Below are 16,354 nucleotides of genomic sequence, written 5' to 3' on the forward strand. Positions count from 1 at the left end.
AATGATTTTCAGGGAATGTTGACATGTATGTAGTTTTGAAGATATACTAAAACCAGCTAGATGATAGCTGGTTTTTTTGTGCCTAAATATAAAAAGAAGGAATAAAAGAATATGAAAAAAAGGGAAGAAGCATTAAAATACGGATTATCTTTTAAGAATGTATATGAAGAAAAACCTTTTCATGACCAGAACTGGCAGTTAGTAAGAGTCAGAGAAAGTAAAAAGACTTTTCTCTGGATTTATGAAAAGAATGGATATATTAATCTGAATGTAAAGGTAGATCCACAGTGGCGCGATTTCTGGCGTAGTGCATATGATTCAGTAATTGCGGGATATCATCAGAATAAAGAACATTGGAATACGCTCATTTTGGATGGAAGTATACCGGATAAAGATATAAAAAGGATGATATCCGAAAGTTATGACTTGGTTACAGATAGCCCAACTAAAAGAATCTATGAGGCAGTCAAAAAAATACCAAAGGGTCATGTTGCAACTTATAGCAAAGTTGCTGAGATGGCTGGCAATCCCAGAATGGCAAGAGCAGTGGGAAATGCCCTCCACAAGAACCCCAATCCGGAACATATCCCATGCTTTCGTGTTGTAAATGCAAAGGGCGAACTTGCGGGAGAATTTGCCTTCGGCGGAGCCGGTGAGCAGGCAAAACTTTTGGAAGCAGATGGAATTGAAGTAGAGGATGGTAAAGTTGATTTGAAAAAATATGGAATCTGACAGGGATATGCATATTGTTCTACAAATGATAAAGAGGGTATCCGATGAGGGAATATTTGTCCAGTTTGTCGAATTAAGAATCAAAGATAAAGATAGAGCGTATAGAAAAATCTATATGCTTTATTTTTTGGCATATTTTGGAAAAAAAATAAATTAGTTGACACTAACTACAACTGTCTGTTAGAATTCCACTTGATGAAGAATATAGAAAAGAAAACAAAAATAATGATACTGAAAGGTGTAATGAAAAGATGAATAAAGTGGAACAGAGGAGTGCCAGATTGTGTTTGGAAAACCATTTTTACAATCTGAGTGATCTGACATAAAGGTTGTATGAGATGAACGAATTAATACAGAAAAAACTAACAAAGAATGACTTAAAAGAAAATATAATAAAAGAAACAGATGCGCAGCTTCCGTCCTCGCGGCGTGAAATTGAGGAGGATATGCTGGAACAGATTTGCCTGATTGCGAATGCAGGAGCAGAGATTACAGTTGAAGAATTATGCAGCCGTATGGATATGAGCAGAAGAGAAGTCAATTTTTATCTGAAACAACTGAAAGTTCATGGCTATATTATCAGAGAGAAAGTTACATCTACAGGACATCAGAAGGATGGATCTGGCTCTGGAATTTCACTTACAGAGTTCGGAAAGATCACAGGAGAAGAATTTCAGTATCGTCATGAAATCCTCACGCAGTTTCTTCAGTTTGTTGGTGTTTCAGATGAAAAAGCCCAAGAGGATGCCTGCCGTATGGAGCATGTGGTCAGTGAGGAAACGGTTCAGCAGATTTGTAATTTTGTGGATTATGGAGATACATTTGAACGGATTTTGAAGCATTCGGATCTGCGCAGCTGGTATCAGACGGGAAAGTATATGTTTCTTATGGGAATTTATCAGATAGAGAAAACATGTCCAAGAAGATTTGCCAGGGAGTTTGATTGTTTTTCTGAGAATATCTGGCTTCACATTACAGAAGACAAGAGTAGTTTTGAACTGATAAAAAAAGAAGATACTTCGGCGCAGAATTTATGGTACAAAGATCCGGAACAGGGATGGATAGAGGCAGAGGAGAAAATGGGAAATCCATGGATATCGTCTGGTGCATTTACGTTTTCAACAAGATGTCAGGATCCGATCATAGAGGGAACTGCACTGATCGCGTTTACGAGAAAAGGTGAGAAGCCTGTGGACTGGAATAGCCGGGAACTTGATGTACATATCTGGAAATCGGAGGGATAAAGACGTGAATAATCAGGATAACAGAAATCTTTTACATCCATCAATGCTTCAGATTCAGTACCTTCTGGAATTAGAAAAAGTAGGAAAAAAGCGCGGAAGTGTTGCGATGATTGCGGATACCTGTGGGGTGAGTCATGGACCGGTCAGCCGATTTTTTAAAGAGTGCATTGGAAGAGGATATCTGACGGAAAAATATGAATTTACAACGGAAGGTGCGCATGCCTTGCTAACTTATAAAAGGCTCTTAAGGGATGTGAAGACATATCTGAAAGCAATGAATATTCCGGAAAAAGAAATTCCAGAGAAGATGAAGCAGCTGATCGAGAACGTGGATTATGATCTGCTGAGGACTATGGTAAGAAATGCAAGACAGACAACGGAACGTACAGTAGAAGGAAAAAATGAACAGGAACAGAAAAATTCGCAGGGAGAAAAAGATTCCAATGCATATTTTATTGAAAAGATACTGGAAAAAGGAAAATTTCAGGTAGGGATTGCTATTCATCAGATAAGCAGAAATAGCGAAACCAGACTCTCTATGGCACATCAGGGCTTTGAACATCTGGCATGTATTCGAAATAATACGCGTGGGAGCTGGCTGGAACTGACCATTTGTGAAATTCATGGAAGGTCCAGGATTGACGGAACAGAGATGTCAGGACATCTTTCTTCTCTGAAATACGAGAAACAGGGGCAGCTTTATGAATCGGTCATTAAGAATGGAAAGTTAAGGATTCCACTCAGTGCCTGCCATTTTTTTCGTGGCAGAATGGGAAATGTAAAGGGAGCGGTTCATATTACAGTTGCCTGTAATGTCGGAAATGCACATATGCCGGAGAGTACAGCAGTGCTGACATTCTGGATGTAAGATTAAAGGTCGAAATGAAGAAAATTCGGCCTTTTTATTATGCACAAATGTGGAAAAATATTGATTTTACAAGAAAAAAAGAAAAACACAAACCGTTCCCGACAGGCACGAAAACGAATAAATTAGTTGACACTAACCAATAAACATTGGTAGAATGTCAACGCAGTTAGCCAATGGTAACCATATAAATCAGATACAGACAGTGATGTGACAGATTTAAATAAAGGTTATCTGGTAACCAGTATCATCTGTCAGTAAACCAGATGATTCGGAAGGCTTTCTGTAGTAGCTATAAGTAAATATAAAATTAAACATACAAAGGAGACAGTAACAATGAAGAGAAAAAACTTATGGATCAAAATTTCAGCCTGCACAATGGCAGCATTCCTTGCAACTACATCCGTAGCACCTGTATATGCAACTGAATCTGCATTTGCGGAAGATGTATTTTCTGATTCAGCAGAAGACGAATTTGGAAGTGAGGCAGCGACAGCAGAGGTTGAATTTGCAGATGAAATCGTTTCAGTGGATGAAGCTTCTGAGGTTCTGGCAGCACAGGCTGGATTTGGAACTGCGAATACAGAGCTGAAAGCCGGAACTTATAAAGTGACGGTATCATTAAAGAATGCCACTGATCCATCTAAGGATTCTATGGCAGGTTCCTGTATTGCCGGGGCAGCAACTATGGTAATCGCAGCTGATGGAAGCGCAAAGATCACAGTGCCGCTTACTTCTGTTTCTGTAGGTCCGATGACAGCCTTTGCAAGCGACTGGCAGATTTATAAAGGCGGACTTGATGCAGAAAAGACTGCAGCAGAATACACTACAGATGAGAGTGGAAATGTAAACAGTATTACATTTACAGTTCCTGATACGAGCGCAGACGGTGTTTATGTAAATATGAGTACAATGATGCACAGTAATGACGCATTCATGAAAATTGAATATGCAACAGCACAGTTAACATCAACACCAGCAGAGGAATCTGTAAAAAAGACTGCACCAACCATTAAAGTAAAAACTACAGCTAAAAACATCAAATATACAACCCTGAAGAAAAAGGCTCAGGTATTTACAATGGGAGCAACTGTAAACAGCAAAGGAAAGCTTACATATAAAAAACTTTCCGGAAGTTCTGCAATTACAATTAACAGCACAACTGGAAAGCTGACTGTCAAAAAAGGTGTGAAAAAAGGAACTTATAAAGCAAAAATCAAAATTTCTGCAGCAGCCAAAGGAAACTATAAAGCAGGAAGCAAAACTGTAACTGTCACAGTAAAGGTAAAATAAGAGAATGAAGAAACGTATCATTGCAGTACTATTGTCAGCAGTCATGATGGTTCCGTCAGTTTCTGTCGGTGCTACAGATTTTGCAGAAGGAAATGGAGAGCAGATTTTTTCAGAGGGTGAAGAAACCAGAGAATTGATTTTCACAGAGGGAGAAGATACAGTAGATTTTTCTTCAGAAGAAAATACACAGGAGGTATTTTCTGCGGAAAGTTCAGCAGACGGCATTATACTTAACGAAAAAACCTTTATAAAAGGGAAAACTTATCTGATTCCTGTTTCTTTGAAAAATGCGGCAAATCATGAAAAAGATTCGGCAGCAGTTTCGTGTCCGGGTAAGTTTGCGACTCTTTATATTGGGGAAGACGGGATTCCTAAGCTGACAGTAAACCTGCGTAGTGTCACAGTTGGAACCATGACGGATTATGCATATGATTTTAAAATCTATCAGAGTGCGGGAACAGACGGGGAAAAACAGGGTGCTTTTGTAGAGAACACGCAGATAGTTCCGGCAATAGACGGAAGTGGAACAAGAAATGTTCCAGAAACGATATCCTTCGCAATTCCGGAGGCTGCTTTTGGACAGGATGGAGTTTATCTGAATATGTATGTAGATGTGATGGGGCGTGACTCAGATGCTTATCTGCAGATGAATTATGCAGAGGCGAAAGAGTCCGGGGATACATCACTTAATTATACGACAGAAGTTGCATCAGCAGTAGTAGAACAGTTTGGAAATTACAGTGTCACAGCACAGGTTACTGTAAAGGACGGACAGATCAGTGATGTAGTGCTTGAAGGGACTGATTTCAAGGGTTCCTATATCAATGAAAATCAGGCTTATTTAAATCGTGCGGTTAATGGCATGGGAAGTATCAAGGGAATGAAGGAAAAGCTGACGGGGCTTTACATCAACGATACAGACAAGTTGAACAACCTTGATACAGTTTCAGGTGCAACGTATTCATCAAATGCAGTGAAGCAGGCGGTTATGAAAGCCCTTGGCATGGAAATTTACCAGGAGGTACTTCCGGATGTTCCTGAAAAGAAGCCTGAAGCAGGAACCTATCGCATTACAGTCAGAGGAAGAACCGATATGAGTGATCATAAACTTCTTGGATCTTCCGACAAGGCAGATGCTGTTTTGCGTGTAGACACAAAAGGAAAAATGTGGCTTACCTATAAGATGGTTTCAGGTGATCCCGGGGAGCCGCTATGGGTGCTGGGATATAACGGATATTATCCGGGAAATAATACATCCGGGAAACTGAGCATGGACGGCGTAACTTTTTCAACAGAAAAAATGACAATTCCTACGATTGGCAGCAGTTCGGTTGTGACAGAGGTGACAGTTCCTCTGGATGAAATGCGACAGACATATCTTAATAATCTCTATCTTTATGTGGATGTAATGAAGAAACTGGATGGTGAAGTTTCCGGAATTATCTTTGACAAGGGAAAGTTTAACATCAATTCTACACTTACTTTATACTGGGATACATTGAAAAAAATATCCAATGATACAGGAGATACAGAGAAACCGGCGGTAAAACAAAAGAATCCGACAATCAGGACAAAAGTGTCATCAAAGACATTTACGGTCTCTCTTCTGAAGAAAAAATCTCAGAGCTTTACTCTGGGAGCAAGTGTAAACAGTAAAGGAAAACTTTCTTATAAGAAAACTTCCGGTAGTTCCGGCATTTCCGTGAACAGCAAGACAGGTAAGATCACAGTAAAAAAAGGAATGAAAAAAGGAAATTATAAGATAAAAGTTCAGATAAAGGCAGCAGCCAAAGGAAATTATAAAGCAGGTACGAAGACAGTTACAATAATTGTTAAAGTAAAATAGGCAGAAGTTTTTCTGCTGTATAGGGAACTGCCCTGTTTGTGGTGGTTCCCGTTTTTGTAGTAATTCTGGAAAGTAAGTTAGGTTGTTAAAGTACCCCACCGCAGACAGAGAATCCTGCAAAGGGATTCTTTCCTGGAGTTTTTACGGGTAATAGAGTATTATAGGAAATTTGGAAAAGAGGAATGAAAATACAGATGGCAAAAACGAAAAAAATATTAAAACAAATGATGATTTTTTCTTTTTCAGCAATATTGATCATGGGAACTGGAATCAGCGTCAGTGCAGATTCCAGTGTGGAAGAAAATATTCCGGATGACATGATTCAGCAGATAGAACAATGTCAGGAAGAAACAGATTTTTTCAGCAGTAATTCGGAAGTCGGTAACTTCAGCAGTGGCAGTACCGACAGCAATGATGATAACAACAATAGCGGTGATAACAATAACGGCGGTGATAATAACGACAATAGTAGCGATAGCAATAATAACAATGGCAATGACACTAACGGTGATAATAAAGATGACAATAAGAATGGTGACAGTGACACCAGTTTTGATATAAATAATCTGCCTGATGGAATTTATTCTGTTTCCGGCACAATGCTGAAAACGGATAAAAAGACAGCGTCCATGGCAGATCAGGCATTTCAGCATACGATAAAGCTTACGGTAAAAGATGGAATATACAGTCTGGCGCTGGATTTCAGGGCAATGGATATGAATGGACAGATGGGATATTTGGGAAATATTAAATATTATAAAACCGGATATACATTGGATTCAAATGGAAATCCGCAAGGAGAAATAGAGGATACAGAAGTGAATTCTCTGCAAAGATACACGAATGATACGGTTGTATCTGATTATTTTGGCACGAATTATCCGGATATTGTAACATTTCCGATGATAGAGGAGGCAAGAACGGACAGCTATGTGCCGCTTCAGGTATTTATTCCTATTATGGATGCCATCGCCAAAGGAACAGGTACCCAGAATATATTTCTGAAAATAGACTGGTCTGTCTTAAAGGAAACCAGTGATGATGACGACGCATTTAAAGATGACAGCTCCAATGGCGCCGGAGGCGGAAATAGTAATGGAAATAATAGCGGAAATAACAACGGAAACAACAATGGAAGCAATACCGGAAATAACAGTGGCGGCAATGGGAATGGAAGTACCGGAAATGGAAGCAGTAATAATGGAAACAGCAATATCAACGGCGGCAACAAAAATAATGCAGGTAATAATAACAATGCAAATAACAGTGGCAGTGGTACGAATAATTCCGGATATGTCAATAATGCAGGTCTGGGCGGAAACAGTTCGTTAAAGAAAAATAATTCTTCAACTTCTGGAAATGGAAGTAGTCTAAGCGGAAATAATTCATTAAATGGAAACAGCTCACTAAGCGGAAACAAATCCCTGAAATCATCAGGAACTTCAGAAACAAATATATCGAAAACTTCAGGTACTCTTTCATCAGGAAGTATGGAAAACAGTACTATGAATGAATCTGATGGTCAGGAAGAAATGGCGTTAAATACTTCGGGAGAAATGCTGAATTCAGAGGGTATGGGAATGGGTACGTCTGCAGTCAGCCAGATGAATACCGGTTCACAGACAGAGCAGTCTACAGAAAGTGCCTGGGAGTTGAGCATGCAGCAGTCTTCTGCAAAGAAAGCAGGAGCGATGATCCCTGTATGGATCAGTGCAGCAGCGGCAGTATGCGGTCTGGGATATAAGGTAAAAACCGGAACAAATCCTAAGAGGAGAAAGAAACGATGAGCAGAAAACGAGGCAGATTCATCCTGATTTTGATGACAATCATGCTGTACATAACAGGATGTTACATAAGTGTTCATGCAGAAAGCGGGGCTATATATTCTTGTACGATAAACCGAAGCTACGGGAATCCCGTAACCGGCGAAGTGGAGGATTCAGGAGGAGAATCCTCATATGCGACAGGACAGGGAATGGTAGAAAGCGCCGTATATTCACAAGGTCTGATGGAGGTAACAGATTCGGGCAATTATTATCTGACCCTTCGTCTGAGTCTGCTGGATTATACCTCAGGTCATACATTTGCAGTTCAGAATGTAGGAGATTCTGGATGGATGGATACGGCAACTGCAGTAACGGCAAATGGTTCGGACGGTAGTGGAAGTACCGCGGATATATGTATGCAGGTACCGTCTGAGAACTGTATCGTGAGAATTACCATGTATGTATCTCCGATGGGAAGAAATGCGGTGTTTTATGTTTATCCAACCAATTATTCAGAGGGAAATAGTGTAGGAATGAATCCATATTTTGTGACAGAAAGCGGAACTTCTTACGGAAACGCAAATGACTCCGGATATGTGGAAAACCAGACAGGAAATGCACAGAATACGGGTACACAGCAGAGCAGCAATAATAATTCTCAGGCGCTTGCGGCTGTACAGAATACCGGCAATGTTGCACAGCAGAATAACAACCAGGCAGAAACAGATGAGAAAGATACAGAACAGACAAAAGAAGATGGGGAAAAGCAGCCAAATCAGGAACAGGATTCAGATAAAGATAATGATACATCAGATCAGGCAGGAACAGCAGATTTGGAAGATTCTGCAGATTCAGCCAGTGAATCGGAATTAAACAACGCACAGGGCTTAAGCCTTTCTACCGCTTCTGAAAGTACCGGAACAGTGGTTGAGAAATCCGCAGGAAAGATTTATGTAAGTCCATATTTTATGCTGGGACTGACAATAGTTATATCAGGCCTAATCCTGATTCTGGCAGCGGCGCTGGTAGTATGGTATTTCAGAAGAAACTGGCGCAGATGGGGCGGAGAGGATGACTATGATGAGGAAGATTAAATACAGACGTGCAGGAGTAGCAGGATTATTGTTTATGACTGTAATGTCTGCATGCTTTTTGACCGGTTGTGTAGATCAGCATCCAGAGGGGACTCAGACAACTGTTCAGCCGACGGAAACGCTGGACTCCATGTTGCAAATCACAGATCCGATTGAAAAAGAAGCGGTAGAGATTGCAAAGGCAAAGGTACATTCCATGGGTGCAGAGCCAAGGATCATTGCTACTTCACCGGCAGTTGCGGAAATCTGTGACAGACTGGAGTTGGATCTTGTGGGCGTATGCAGCAGCAGTTCTTCTATTCCGGAGAGATATGAGGAAATTACCCAGGTTGGTGCTGCTATGAGTCCGGATATGGAAATCGTGTCAGGGCTTTCTCCTGACTGGATTTTAAGTCCGTCTTCTTTACAGTCAGATCTTCAGCCTAAATATGAAACGATTGACACAGACTGGGCGTTTCTGAATCTTCGCAGTGTCCAGGGAATGTATCGTTCCATACAGGAACTGGGAGAAATTTTTGACAGGGAAGAACAGGCAGAAACACAGATAAAAGAATTTAAAGATTTTTATGAAACTTATCAGAAGGAACAGGAAGGAAAAACGCATCCGCGCGTGATGATCCTTATGGGACTTCCGGGAAGCTATATCATTGCGACAGAGAATTCCTATGTAGGAAGTCTGGTGGCTCTTGCGGGTGGAGAGAATGTGTATGAGGGCAGTACAGAAGAATTTCTGACTGTAAATACAGAAGATATGAAGAATAAAGAGCCGGATATTATCCTCCGCACAGCACATGCCCTGCCAGATCAGGTAATGGAAATGTTTAATGAGGATTTTGCTACAAATGATATCTGGAAACATTTTTCAGCGGTAAAAAACAATCGGGTATATGACCTTACTTATGAGTATTTCGGTATGAGCGCAAACTTTTCTTATCCGGATGCTTTACAGGAACTGCAGGAAATTTTATATCCTGATGAAAAAAACAGTGACGAAACATCAGATAAGAAAAAGAAAGACAGTGATAAAGTAACAGACAAGAATCAGAAAAACAATGATAAAGTAACAGATAAAAATCAGAAAGAAAATGATAAAACAACAGATAAAAAACAGGAGGACTGACGGAGAATGGATGAGAAAAGAAAGAAGAGAAAGCGTGTCCGGGCGGTGCTGTCTTTTGGGATAATGATACTGTGTCTGGTTGGTCTGTTTTTCGCGGCAATTAATATCGGAAGTCTGAAAGTTTCTTTTCCTGATTTGATGCGGGGATTGTTTGTAGAAAGAATCGAGGAAGTGGCAGTAATCTATGATCTGCGTTTTCCGAGAATTATTATTTCCATGTTGGCAGGTGCTGCTATCGCGGTATCTGGTGTGTTATTTCAGGCGGTATTAAAGAACCCACTGGCGGACCCGGGAATCATTGGAATTTCCAGCGGTGCCAGTTTTGCAGCTGTTTTGATTACGGCATTTGCGCCACAGTTGTATTTTTTTACACCGCTGGTTGCTTTTCTTGGAGGTGTAGTTGCTTTCTTCCTGGTGTATTTCCTTTCCTGGAAAGAGGGCTTAAGTCCGCTTAGAATTATTCTTACTGGTGTGGCAGTGGACGCATTTTTTACAGGACTTTCCAGTGCGTTTAACAGTATGAGCGGAGGAAATATGTCAGGTGTCGCATCTATTGTAGAAGCAAATATTACACAGAAAACATGGGATGATGTGACAACGATGGTGCCATATGTAGTGGCAGGATTATTCCTTGCATGCCTCTTTATCAGAGAATGCAATCTGATGTCTCTGGAGGACAAAACAGTCCGCAGTCTTGGTATGAATGTGAATGCAACGAGAATCGTAATTTCCCTGATCGCGGTACTTCTGGCAAGTATTTCCACTGCGATTGCCGGGGCAGTCAGCTTTCTGGGACTGATCGTTCCACATATTGGACGTATTCTGGTTGGAAGCGATCACCGTGCGTTGATTCCGTTTTCTGCTCTTTCCGGTGCGTGTTTCTTTCTTCTGGCAGATACGATCGGAAGAACAATTGCAGCTCCTTATGAAATCAGCGCAGCCATAATTATGAGTGTTGTCGGTGGCCCATTTTTCATTATTCTTTTACGGAGGTCGAGAAAATATGCAAACTGAAAATAGAGATTTAAAACCGGAAAAAATGGCCATGACCGTAAAAGATGTCAGCTTTTCCTATGGGAAAAACCAGATTTTAAAAGGTGCTTCTCTGGAAATTCCAAAAGGAAAGATCACTACGATCCTGGGTGCAAACGGCTGTGGAAAATCAACGTTATTTTCGTTGATGACAAAGAATCTGAATCCTGACAAAGGCAGAATTTTCCTGGGAAAAAAGAATATTAGTAATCTGCGGCTGAATGAATTTGCGCTTAAAGCAGCGATTGTACACCAGTATAATACGGTGGCGGATGATATGACAGTAGAGCGTCTGGTTTCTTTTGGGCGGACACCGCATCTTGGGCTGATGGGAATTCAGGGAGATGAGGATGAGAAGTATGTGGAATGGGCGATGGAAGTAACGAACATTACGGAATACCGGAACAGGGAAATCTCCAGACTCTCCGGGGGACAGAGACAGCGCGTGTGGATTGCAATGGCACTGGCACAGGGAACGGAGATTCTTTTTCTGGATGAACCGACTACATATCTTGATATCCGATATCAGATTGAAATCCTGGAGCTTGTGAAAAAGCTTAACCGGGAATACGGTATGACGGTTATTATGGTATTACACGAAATTAATCAGGCAATTTATTTTTCTGACCGGATTATCGGACTGTGTCAGGGAAAAGTTCTGATACAGGGAGAACCTGATGAGGTGATTACCGGTGAGAGTATCCGACAACTGTATGGGATTGACCTGAAAGTCACAGAAATAGATGGGCACAAATTCGTATTGACTGTGTGAAACAGACTGAAAATACAGGAGTGGCTTTTCATATACACTCTGAAAAATAAATATTGGGAAATAACAGTAAAAAGTAATTACGCAGGATATCTGCGAAAAAGAAAAAAACGGAGAATAAACATGAGACATACGATGAAGATTTTTTGGATGATACTTGGATTTTTGTGTCTGGGACTTGGTACGGTAGGTATCATATTGCCGATTTTGCCGACAGTTCCGTTTTATATGGCAACGCTATTCTGTTTTGCAAAAAGTTCAGAAAGACTCCATTCATGGTTTCTTGGGACAAATTTATATAAGAAACATCTGGAAAGCTTTGTGCAGAAGAGAGCTATGACGATGGGAACAAAACTTCGCATTATGGGGACTGTAACAGTAATCATGGGGATTGGATTTCTTTGTATGAAAAATGTGCCTGTTGGCAGGATTTGTCTGCTTGTGGTATGGGTTTGTCATGTGTTATATTTTTTCCTGAGAGTAAAAACTGTAAATGCGGAAAGCGAGACACTGGAAGGTGCAAAATAATATGAATAAGGTGGAAAAGAAGCGGCAGAAAGAGCAGTACATTGTGGAAGAAATGATTCGATTATACTGTCGGAAAAATCATTTGGAAGAGGAACGTCAGGGCAGGCAGATGTGTCCGGTCTGTCAGGAGCTTTCGGATTATGCGAAACTCAGAAGCCAGAAATGCCCGTTTATGGAACAAAAGACATTTTGCGCGAACTGTAAAGTGCATTGTTATAAACCGGAAAAGAGAGAGCAGATTCGTCAGGTAATGCGTTTTTCAGGTCCAAGAATGTTGCTACATCATCCGATTCTTGCAATATGGCATCTGATATGTAGTAAAAGGGAGGCAAAGGTAAAAAACTTATGATAAAGACAAGACTGGTGGGACTCTTATCCCATGCGAAAAAGTATATTGTATATACGATTCTATGGCAGTGGGTGGCACTTCTGTCACAGGTATTGGCAGTTTTTTCGATTGCAGATTTACTGGAACGAGTTATATATCAAAGCGTAACGGCAGCAGTTGTTGAGCGAACGATCATTACTCTGATTCTGGTGGTAATCGTACGCTTTAGCTGCGAACGAATGGGCGCAAGATCATCTTATCTTGCCTGTGTGGATGTAAAGCGGATCCTGCGTGAAAAAATTTATGAAAAGATGCTGAAACTTGGGGCGTCCTATAAAGAGCAGGTATCGTCATCAGAGGTAGTTCAGGTATCAACGGAAGGCGTAGAACAGCTGGAAACTTATTTCGGAAAATACCTGCCGCAGTTATTCTACAGTTTAATTGCACCACTGACATTGTTTGTGATTCTTTGCCGGGTGAGCATGAAAGCCAGTGTAGTTCTTCTGATCTGTGTGCCATTGATTCCAATTTCTATCGTAGTGGTACAGAAAATCGCAAAGAAATTACTGAACAAATATTGGAGTATTTATACAGGACTTGGAGATTCCTTTCTGGAAAATCTGCAAGGGCTTACAACGCTGAAGATTTATCAGGCAGATCAGCAGAAAGCGGATGAGATGGACGTGGAGTCTCAGAACTTTCGAAGAATTACCATGAAAGTTTTGACGATGCAGTTAAATTCTACGAGTGTGATGGATATTGTGGCATACGGTGGTGCTGCGGTTGGAATGGCAGTTGCATTATCTGAATTTCTCAAAGGAAATATCAGTATCTCAGGGACGATTTGCATTGTTCTTTTGGCAAGTGAATTTTTCCTGCCGTTAAGACTGCTGGGATCTTTTTTTCATATTGCAATGAATGGAATGGCAGCGAGTGACAAGATTTTTAAAATATTAGATTTACCAGAACCTCAGACAGGAGATAAAAATCTGCCAGATGACTCATTAGACATTTCTTTTAAGAATGTACATTTTGCCTATGAAGAAAACAGAGAAATTTTAAAAGGGATTGATTTGTATCTTCCGGCAGGAAACTTTGTATCTCTGGTAGGAGAATCCGGATGCGGTAAGAGTACGATTACAGGGATCATTTCTGCAAAGAACAGAGGATTTACAGGAGAGATTACCATTGGCGGAGTATCGCTTTCTGAGGTGAATGAGTCAGATCTGATGAAACATGTGGTACTGGTCCGTCATAACAGTTACCTGTTTAAGGGAACAGTAGAAGAGAATCTTCGTATGGCAAAACCGGATGCAACAGAGGAAGAAATGAAGGCAGTTCTAAAGAAAGTAAATCTTCTGGGATTTTTGCAGACACAGGATGGTCTTCAGACAAAGTTGCTGGAAAAAGCCAGCAATCTGTCCGGCGGACAATGTCAGAGACTGGTGATTGCCAGAGCATTGCTGTACGATGCTGCTGTATATATTTTTGATGAGGCAGCTTCCAATATTGATGTGGAGAGTGAAGAATTGATCATGGATGTGATTCATGAACTGGCAAAAATCAAAACAGTGCTTCTGATTTCTCATCGACTGGCAAATGTAGTAGAATCTGATCAGATTTATTTCCTGAAGAACGGGAAAATACAGGAACATGGAAAGCATGAAGAACTGATGCAAAAAGACGGTGAATACAGACATCTGTATGAAAGCCAGATGGCACTGGAGAACTATAGAAGGCAGGTGAACAGGGATGTCTGAGGTGCAGAGTAATTTAACAAAAAAACGCAGAAGTGCCGTTTCAATTATGGGAAGTCTGATAGGTCTGGTGAAGCCGCTACTTCACATTATGATTGCAGCAATCATCCTTGGAACAGCAGGATATCTGTGCGCTATTTTCCTGACGATTCTGGCAGGGCAGGTGATCGTACATGGGATTCTGACAGGAGAAATGGGAGCAGCGATAGCAACTGAAACAACTGATGTAGCATTGTCTGCCCAGACGGTGGGGATTACAGTGAGGAATCTGTGGCTGATAAATACGCCTGTAAAAACAATTATTATTATAATGATTATTATTGCAGTTCTTCGAGGAATCCTTCATTATGCAGAGCAGTACTGTAATCATTTTATTGCATTTAAACTCCTTGCAATCATCCGCCACAAAGTATTCGCTGCATTGAGAAAACTTTGCCCGGCGAAGCTGGAAGGCAGAGATAAGGGAAATCTGATTTCAATCATTACGACAGACATTGAACTTCTGGAAGTGTTTTACGCGCATACCATTTCTCCGATTGCCATTGCAACATTAACCTCATTGATTATGATAGTTTTTATAGGGAGATATCACTGGATGGCGGGACTTCTTGCTCTTGCAGCTTATCTGATAGTTGGAGTTGCGATTCCAGTGTGGAATGGCAGACGTGGAAGTCAGATGGGAATGGAGTTTCGTACAAATTTTGGAGAGCTGAACAGTTTTGTCCTGGATTCTCTGCGCGGTCTGGATGAGACGATTCAATATGGACAGGGAGAGAGTCGAAAAGAGCAGATGTCACAACGCTCCGGAAATCTTGCAAAAATGCAGAGAAGTTTAAACAAGCAGGAAGGTTCTCAGAGATCTTTTACAAATATGGTGATCCTGCTTGCATCCTTTGGGATGCTGGCGCTGACAATATGGCTGTATGGAAGAGGAGAACTGGGATTTGAGGGAATCCTGACCTGCACCATCGCAATGATGGGATCTTTTGGTCCGGTGGTTGTATTGTCGAGTCTGTCTAATAATCTGAATCAGACACTGGCAAGTGGGGAGAGAGTTCTTTCGTTATTGGAAGAAAAGCCGATGGTGGAAGAAATTCCTGAAAATGTAAAAGATGATTCTGTAAATATTTCAGAAAATCTTTTGGATAACAAATCAGGCATATTCTCAGGTGCGCAAGCACAGAATGTTACATTTGCCTATGAAGATGAAGTAATTCTGGATGATTATTCTCTGAAACTGGAACCTGGCAAAATTACAGGAATTCATGGGGCAAGTGGTTCCGGAAAATCTACACTGTTGAAACTCCTTATGCGTTTCTGGGATGTTGATAAAGGATGTGTTTCTGTGGACGGTGAGAATGTGAGAAAGATTCCGACCAGACATCTCAGAGATATGGAAAGCTATGTGACACAGGAAACGCATCTGTTTCACGACTCTATTGCCAATAACATCGCAGTTGGCAGCCCAGATGCTTCCAGAGAGGAAATTATGAAAGCGGCAAAGAAAGCATCTATCCATGACTTTATTATGAAACTTCCGAAGGGCTATGATACAGAAGTTGGGGAACTGGGGGATACCTTATCCGGTGGTGAAAAGCAGCGAATTGGAATAGCCAGAGCGTTTTTACACGACAGTCCTCTGATTTTGATGGATGAACCGACATCCAATCTGGATTCTTTGAATGAAGGAATCATTCTGAAATCTCTGAGAGAAGCGTCAGAGAAAAAAACTGTGGTACTTGTATCACATAGGAAATCAACGATGAATATCGCAGATACTGTATTTGAAATGAAAGATGGAAGAATCTCATAATCCTTTTATCAGAAAAGAGGCTGCTACACTGTTTAATTACATGATGTAGCAGCCTTGTTTTGAATTAAAATTTTAGGAGTGGTGTTTTAGGCATCTATGTGTCGAAAACTATTGATTGACAGGATAACATGCATTTGTTACACTGAATCTACATATCTAAGAAAATT

The 16,354-nt window shown here is 40.8% G+C and carries 14 protein-coding genes; all 14 read left to right on the forward strand.

Annotated features, from left to right (window positions below):
- Positions 1-111: 111 nt before the first annotated feature.
- Positions 112-732, forward strand: coding sequence for a methylated-DNA--[protein]-cysteine S-methyltransferase (locus WKT11_RS07820; protein ID WP_119245108.1), 621 nt, complete (start codon positions 112-114; stop codon positions 730-732).
- Positions 733-1,070: 338 nt separating this feature from the next.
- Positions 1,071-1,976, forward strand: a complete 906-nt coding sequence (locus WKT11_RS07825) for a metal-dependent transcriptional regulator (protein ID WP_119245109.1) — start codon at positions 1,071-1,073, stop codon at positions 1,974-1,976.
- Between the two features lie 4 nt (positions 1,977-1,980).
- Positions 1,981-2,844: a hypothetical protein gene (locus tag WKT11_RS07830; RefSeq protein WP_119245110.1), complete on the forward strand. Its 864-nt coding sequence runs from the start codon at positions 1,981-1,983 to the stop codon at positions 2,842-2,844.
- A 333-nt stretch (positions 2,845-3,177) separates the two neighbouring features.
- Positions 3,178-4,134, forward strand: coding sequence for a hypothetical protein (locus tag WKT11_RS07835; protein ID WP_118136868.1), 957 nt, complete (start codon positions 3,178-3,180; stop codon positions 4,132-4,134).
- Between the two features lie 4 nt (positions 4,135-4,138).
- On the forward strand, positions 4,139-5,980 hold the full coding sequence (locus WKT11_RS07840; RefSeq protein WP_117844573.1) for an FMN-binding protein: 1,842 nt from the start codon (positions 4,139-4,141) through the stop codon (positions 5,978-5,980).
- A 194-nt stretch (positions 5,981-6,174) separates the two neighbouring features.
- Positions 6,175-7,767, forward strand: coding sequence for an NEAT domain-containing protein (locus WKT11_RS07845; RefSeq protein ID WP_182437093.1), 1,593 nt, complete (start codon positions 6,175-6,177; stop codon positions 7,765-7,767).
- Positions 7,764-8,840, forward strand: coding sequence for a heme-binding Shp domain-containing protein (locus WKT11_RS07850; protein ID WP_117844569.1), 1,077 nt, complete (start codon positions 7,764-7,766; stop codon positions 8,838-8,840). Before WKT11_RS07845 ends, WKT11_RS07850 begins: the two co-directional genes overlap by 4 nt.
- Positions 8,818-9,960, forward strand: coding sequence for a heme ABC transporter substrate-binding protein IsdE (gene isdE / locus WKT11_RS07855; RefSeq protein ID WP_445291931.1), 1,143 nt, complete (start codon positions 8,818-8,820; stop codon positions 9,958-9,960). Before WKT11_RS07850 ends, isdE begins: the two co-directional genes overlap by 23 nt.
- Positions 9,961-9,966: 6 nt before the next feature.
- Complete coding sequence (locus WKT11_RS07860) at positions 9,967-10,974, forward strand: FecCD family ABC transporter permease (RefSeq protein ID WP_117844567.1); 1,008 nt, start codon at positions 9,967-9,969, stop codon at positions 10,972-10,974.
- On the forward strand, positions 10,964-11,764 hold the full coding sequence (locus tag WKT11_RS07865) for an ABC transporter ATP-binding protein (protein WP_243009884.1): 801 nt from the start codon (positions 10,964-10,966) through the stop codon (positions 11,762-11,764). The genes WKT11_RS07860 and WKT11_RS07865 overlap by 11 nt, the downstream gene beginning before the upstream one ends.
- A gap of 120 nt (positions 11,765-11,884) precedes the next feature.
- Positions 11,885-12,289 carry a YbaN family protein gene (locus WKT11_RS07870; RefSeq protein ID WP_117844565.1) on the forward strand — a complete coding sequence of 135 codons (405 nt, stop codon included), beginning with the start codon at positions 11,885-11,887 and terminating at the stop codon, positions 12,287-12,289.
- Between the two features lies 1 nt (position 12,290).
- Positions 12,291-12,638, forward strand: coding sequence for a nitrous oxide-stimulated promoter family protein (locus tag WKT11_RS07875; RefSeq protein ID WP_117675732.1), 348 nt, complete (start codon positions 12,291-12,293; stop codon positions 12,636-12,638).
- Positions 12,635-14,377 (forward strand): ABC transporter ATP-binding protein/permease, encoded by a 1,743-nt coding sequence (locus WKT11_RS07880; protein WP_117844563.1) that lies wholly within the window; start codon positions 12,635-12,637, stop codon positions 14,375-14,377. Before WKT11_RS07875 ends, WKT11_RS07880 begins: the two co-directional genes overlap by 4 nt.
- Positions 14,370-16,187 carry an amino acid ABC transporter ATP-binding/permease protein gene (locus tag WKT11_RS07885; protein WP_117844562.1) on the forward strand — a complete coding sequence of 606 codons (1,818 nt, stop codon included), beginning with the start codon at positions 14,370-14,372 and terminating at the stop codon, positions 16,185-16,187. Before WKT11_RS07880 ends, WKT11_RS07885 begins: the two co-directional genes overlap by 8 nt.
- The last annotated feature ends 167 nt before the right edge of the window (positions 16,188-16,354 follow it).

Origin of the sequence: Blautia sp. HCN-1074 (assembly GCF_037890165.1) — a bacterium.
Lineage (GTDB): Bacteria > Bacillota > Clostridia > Lachnospirales > Lachnospiraceae > Blautia_A.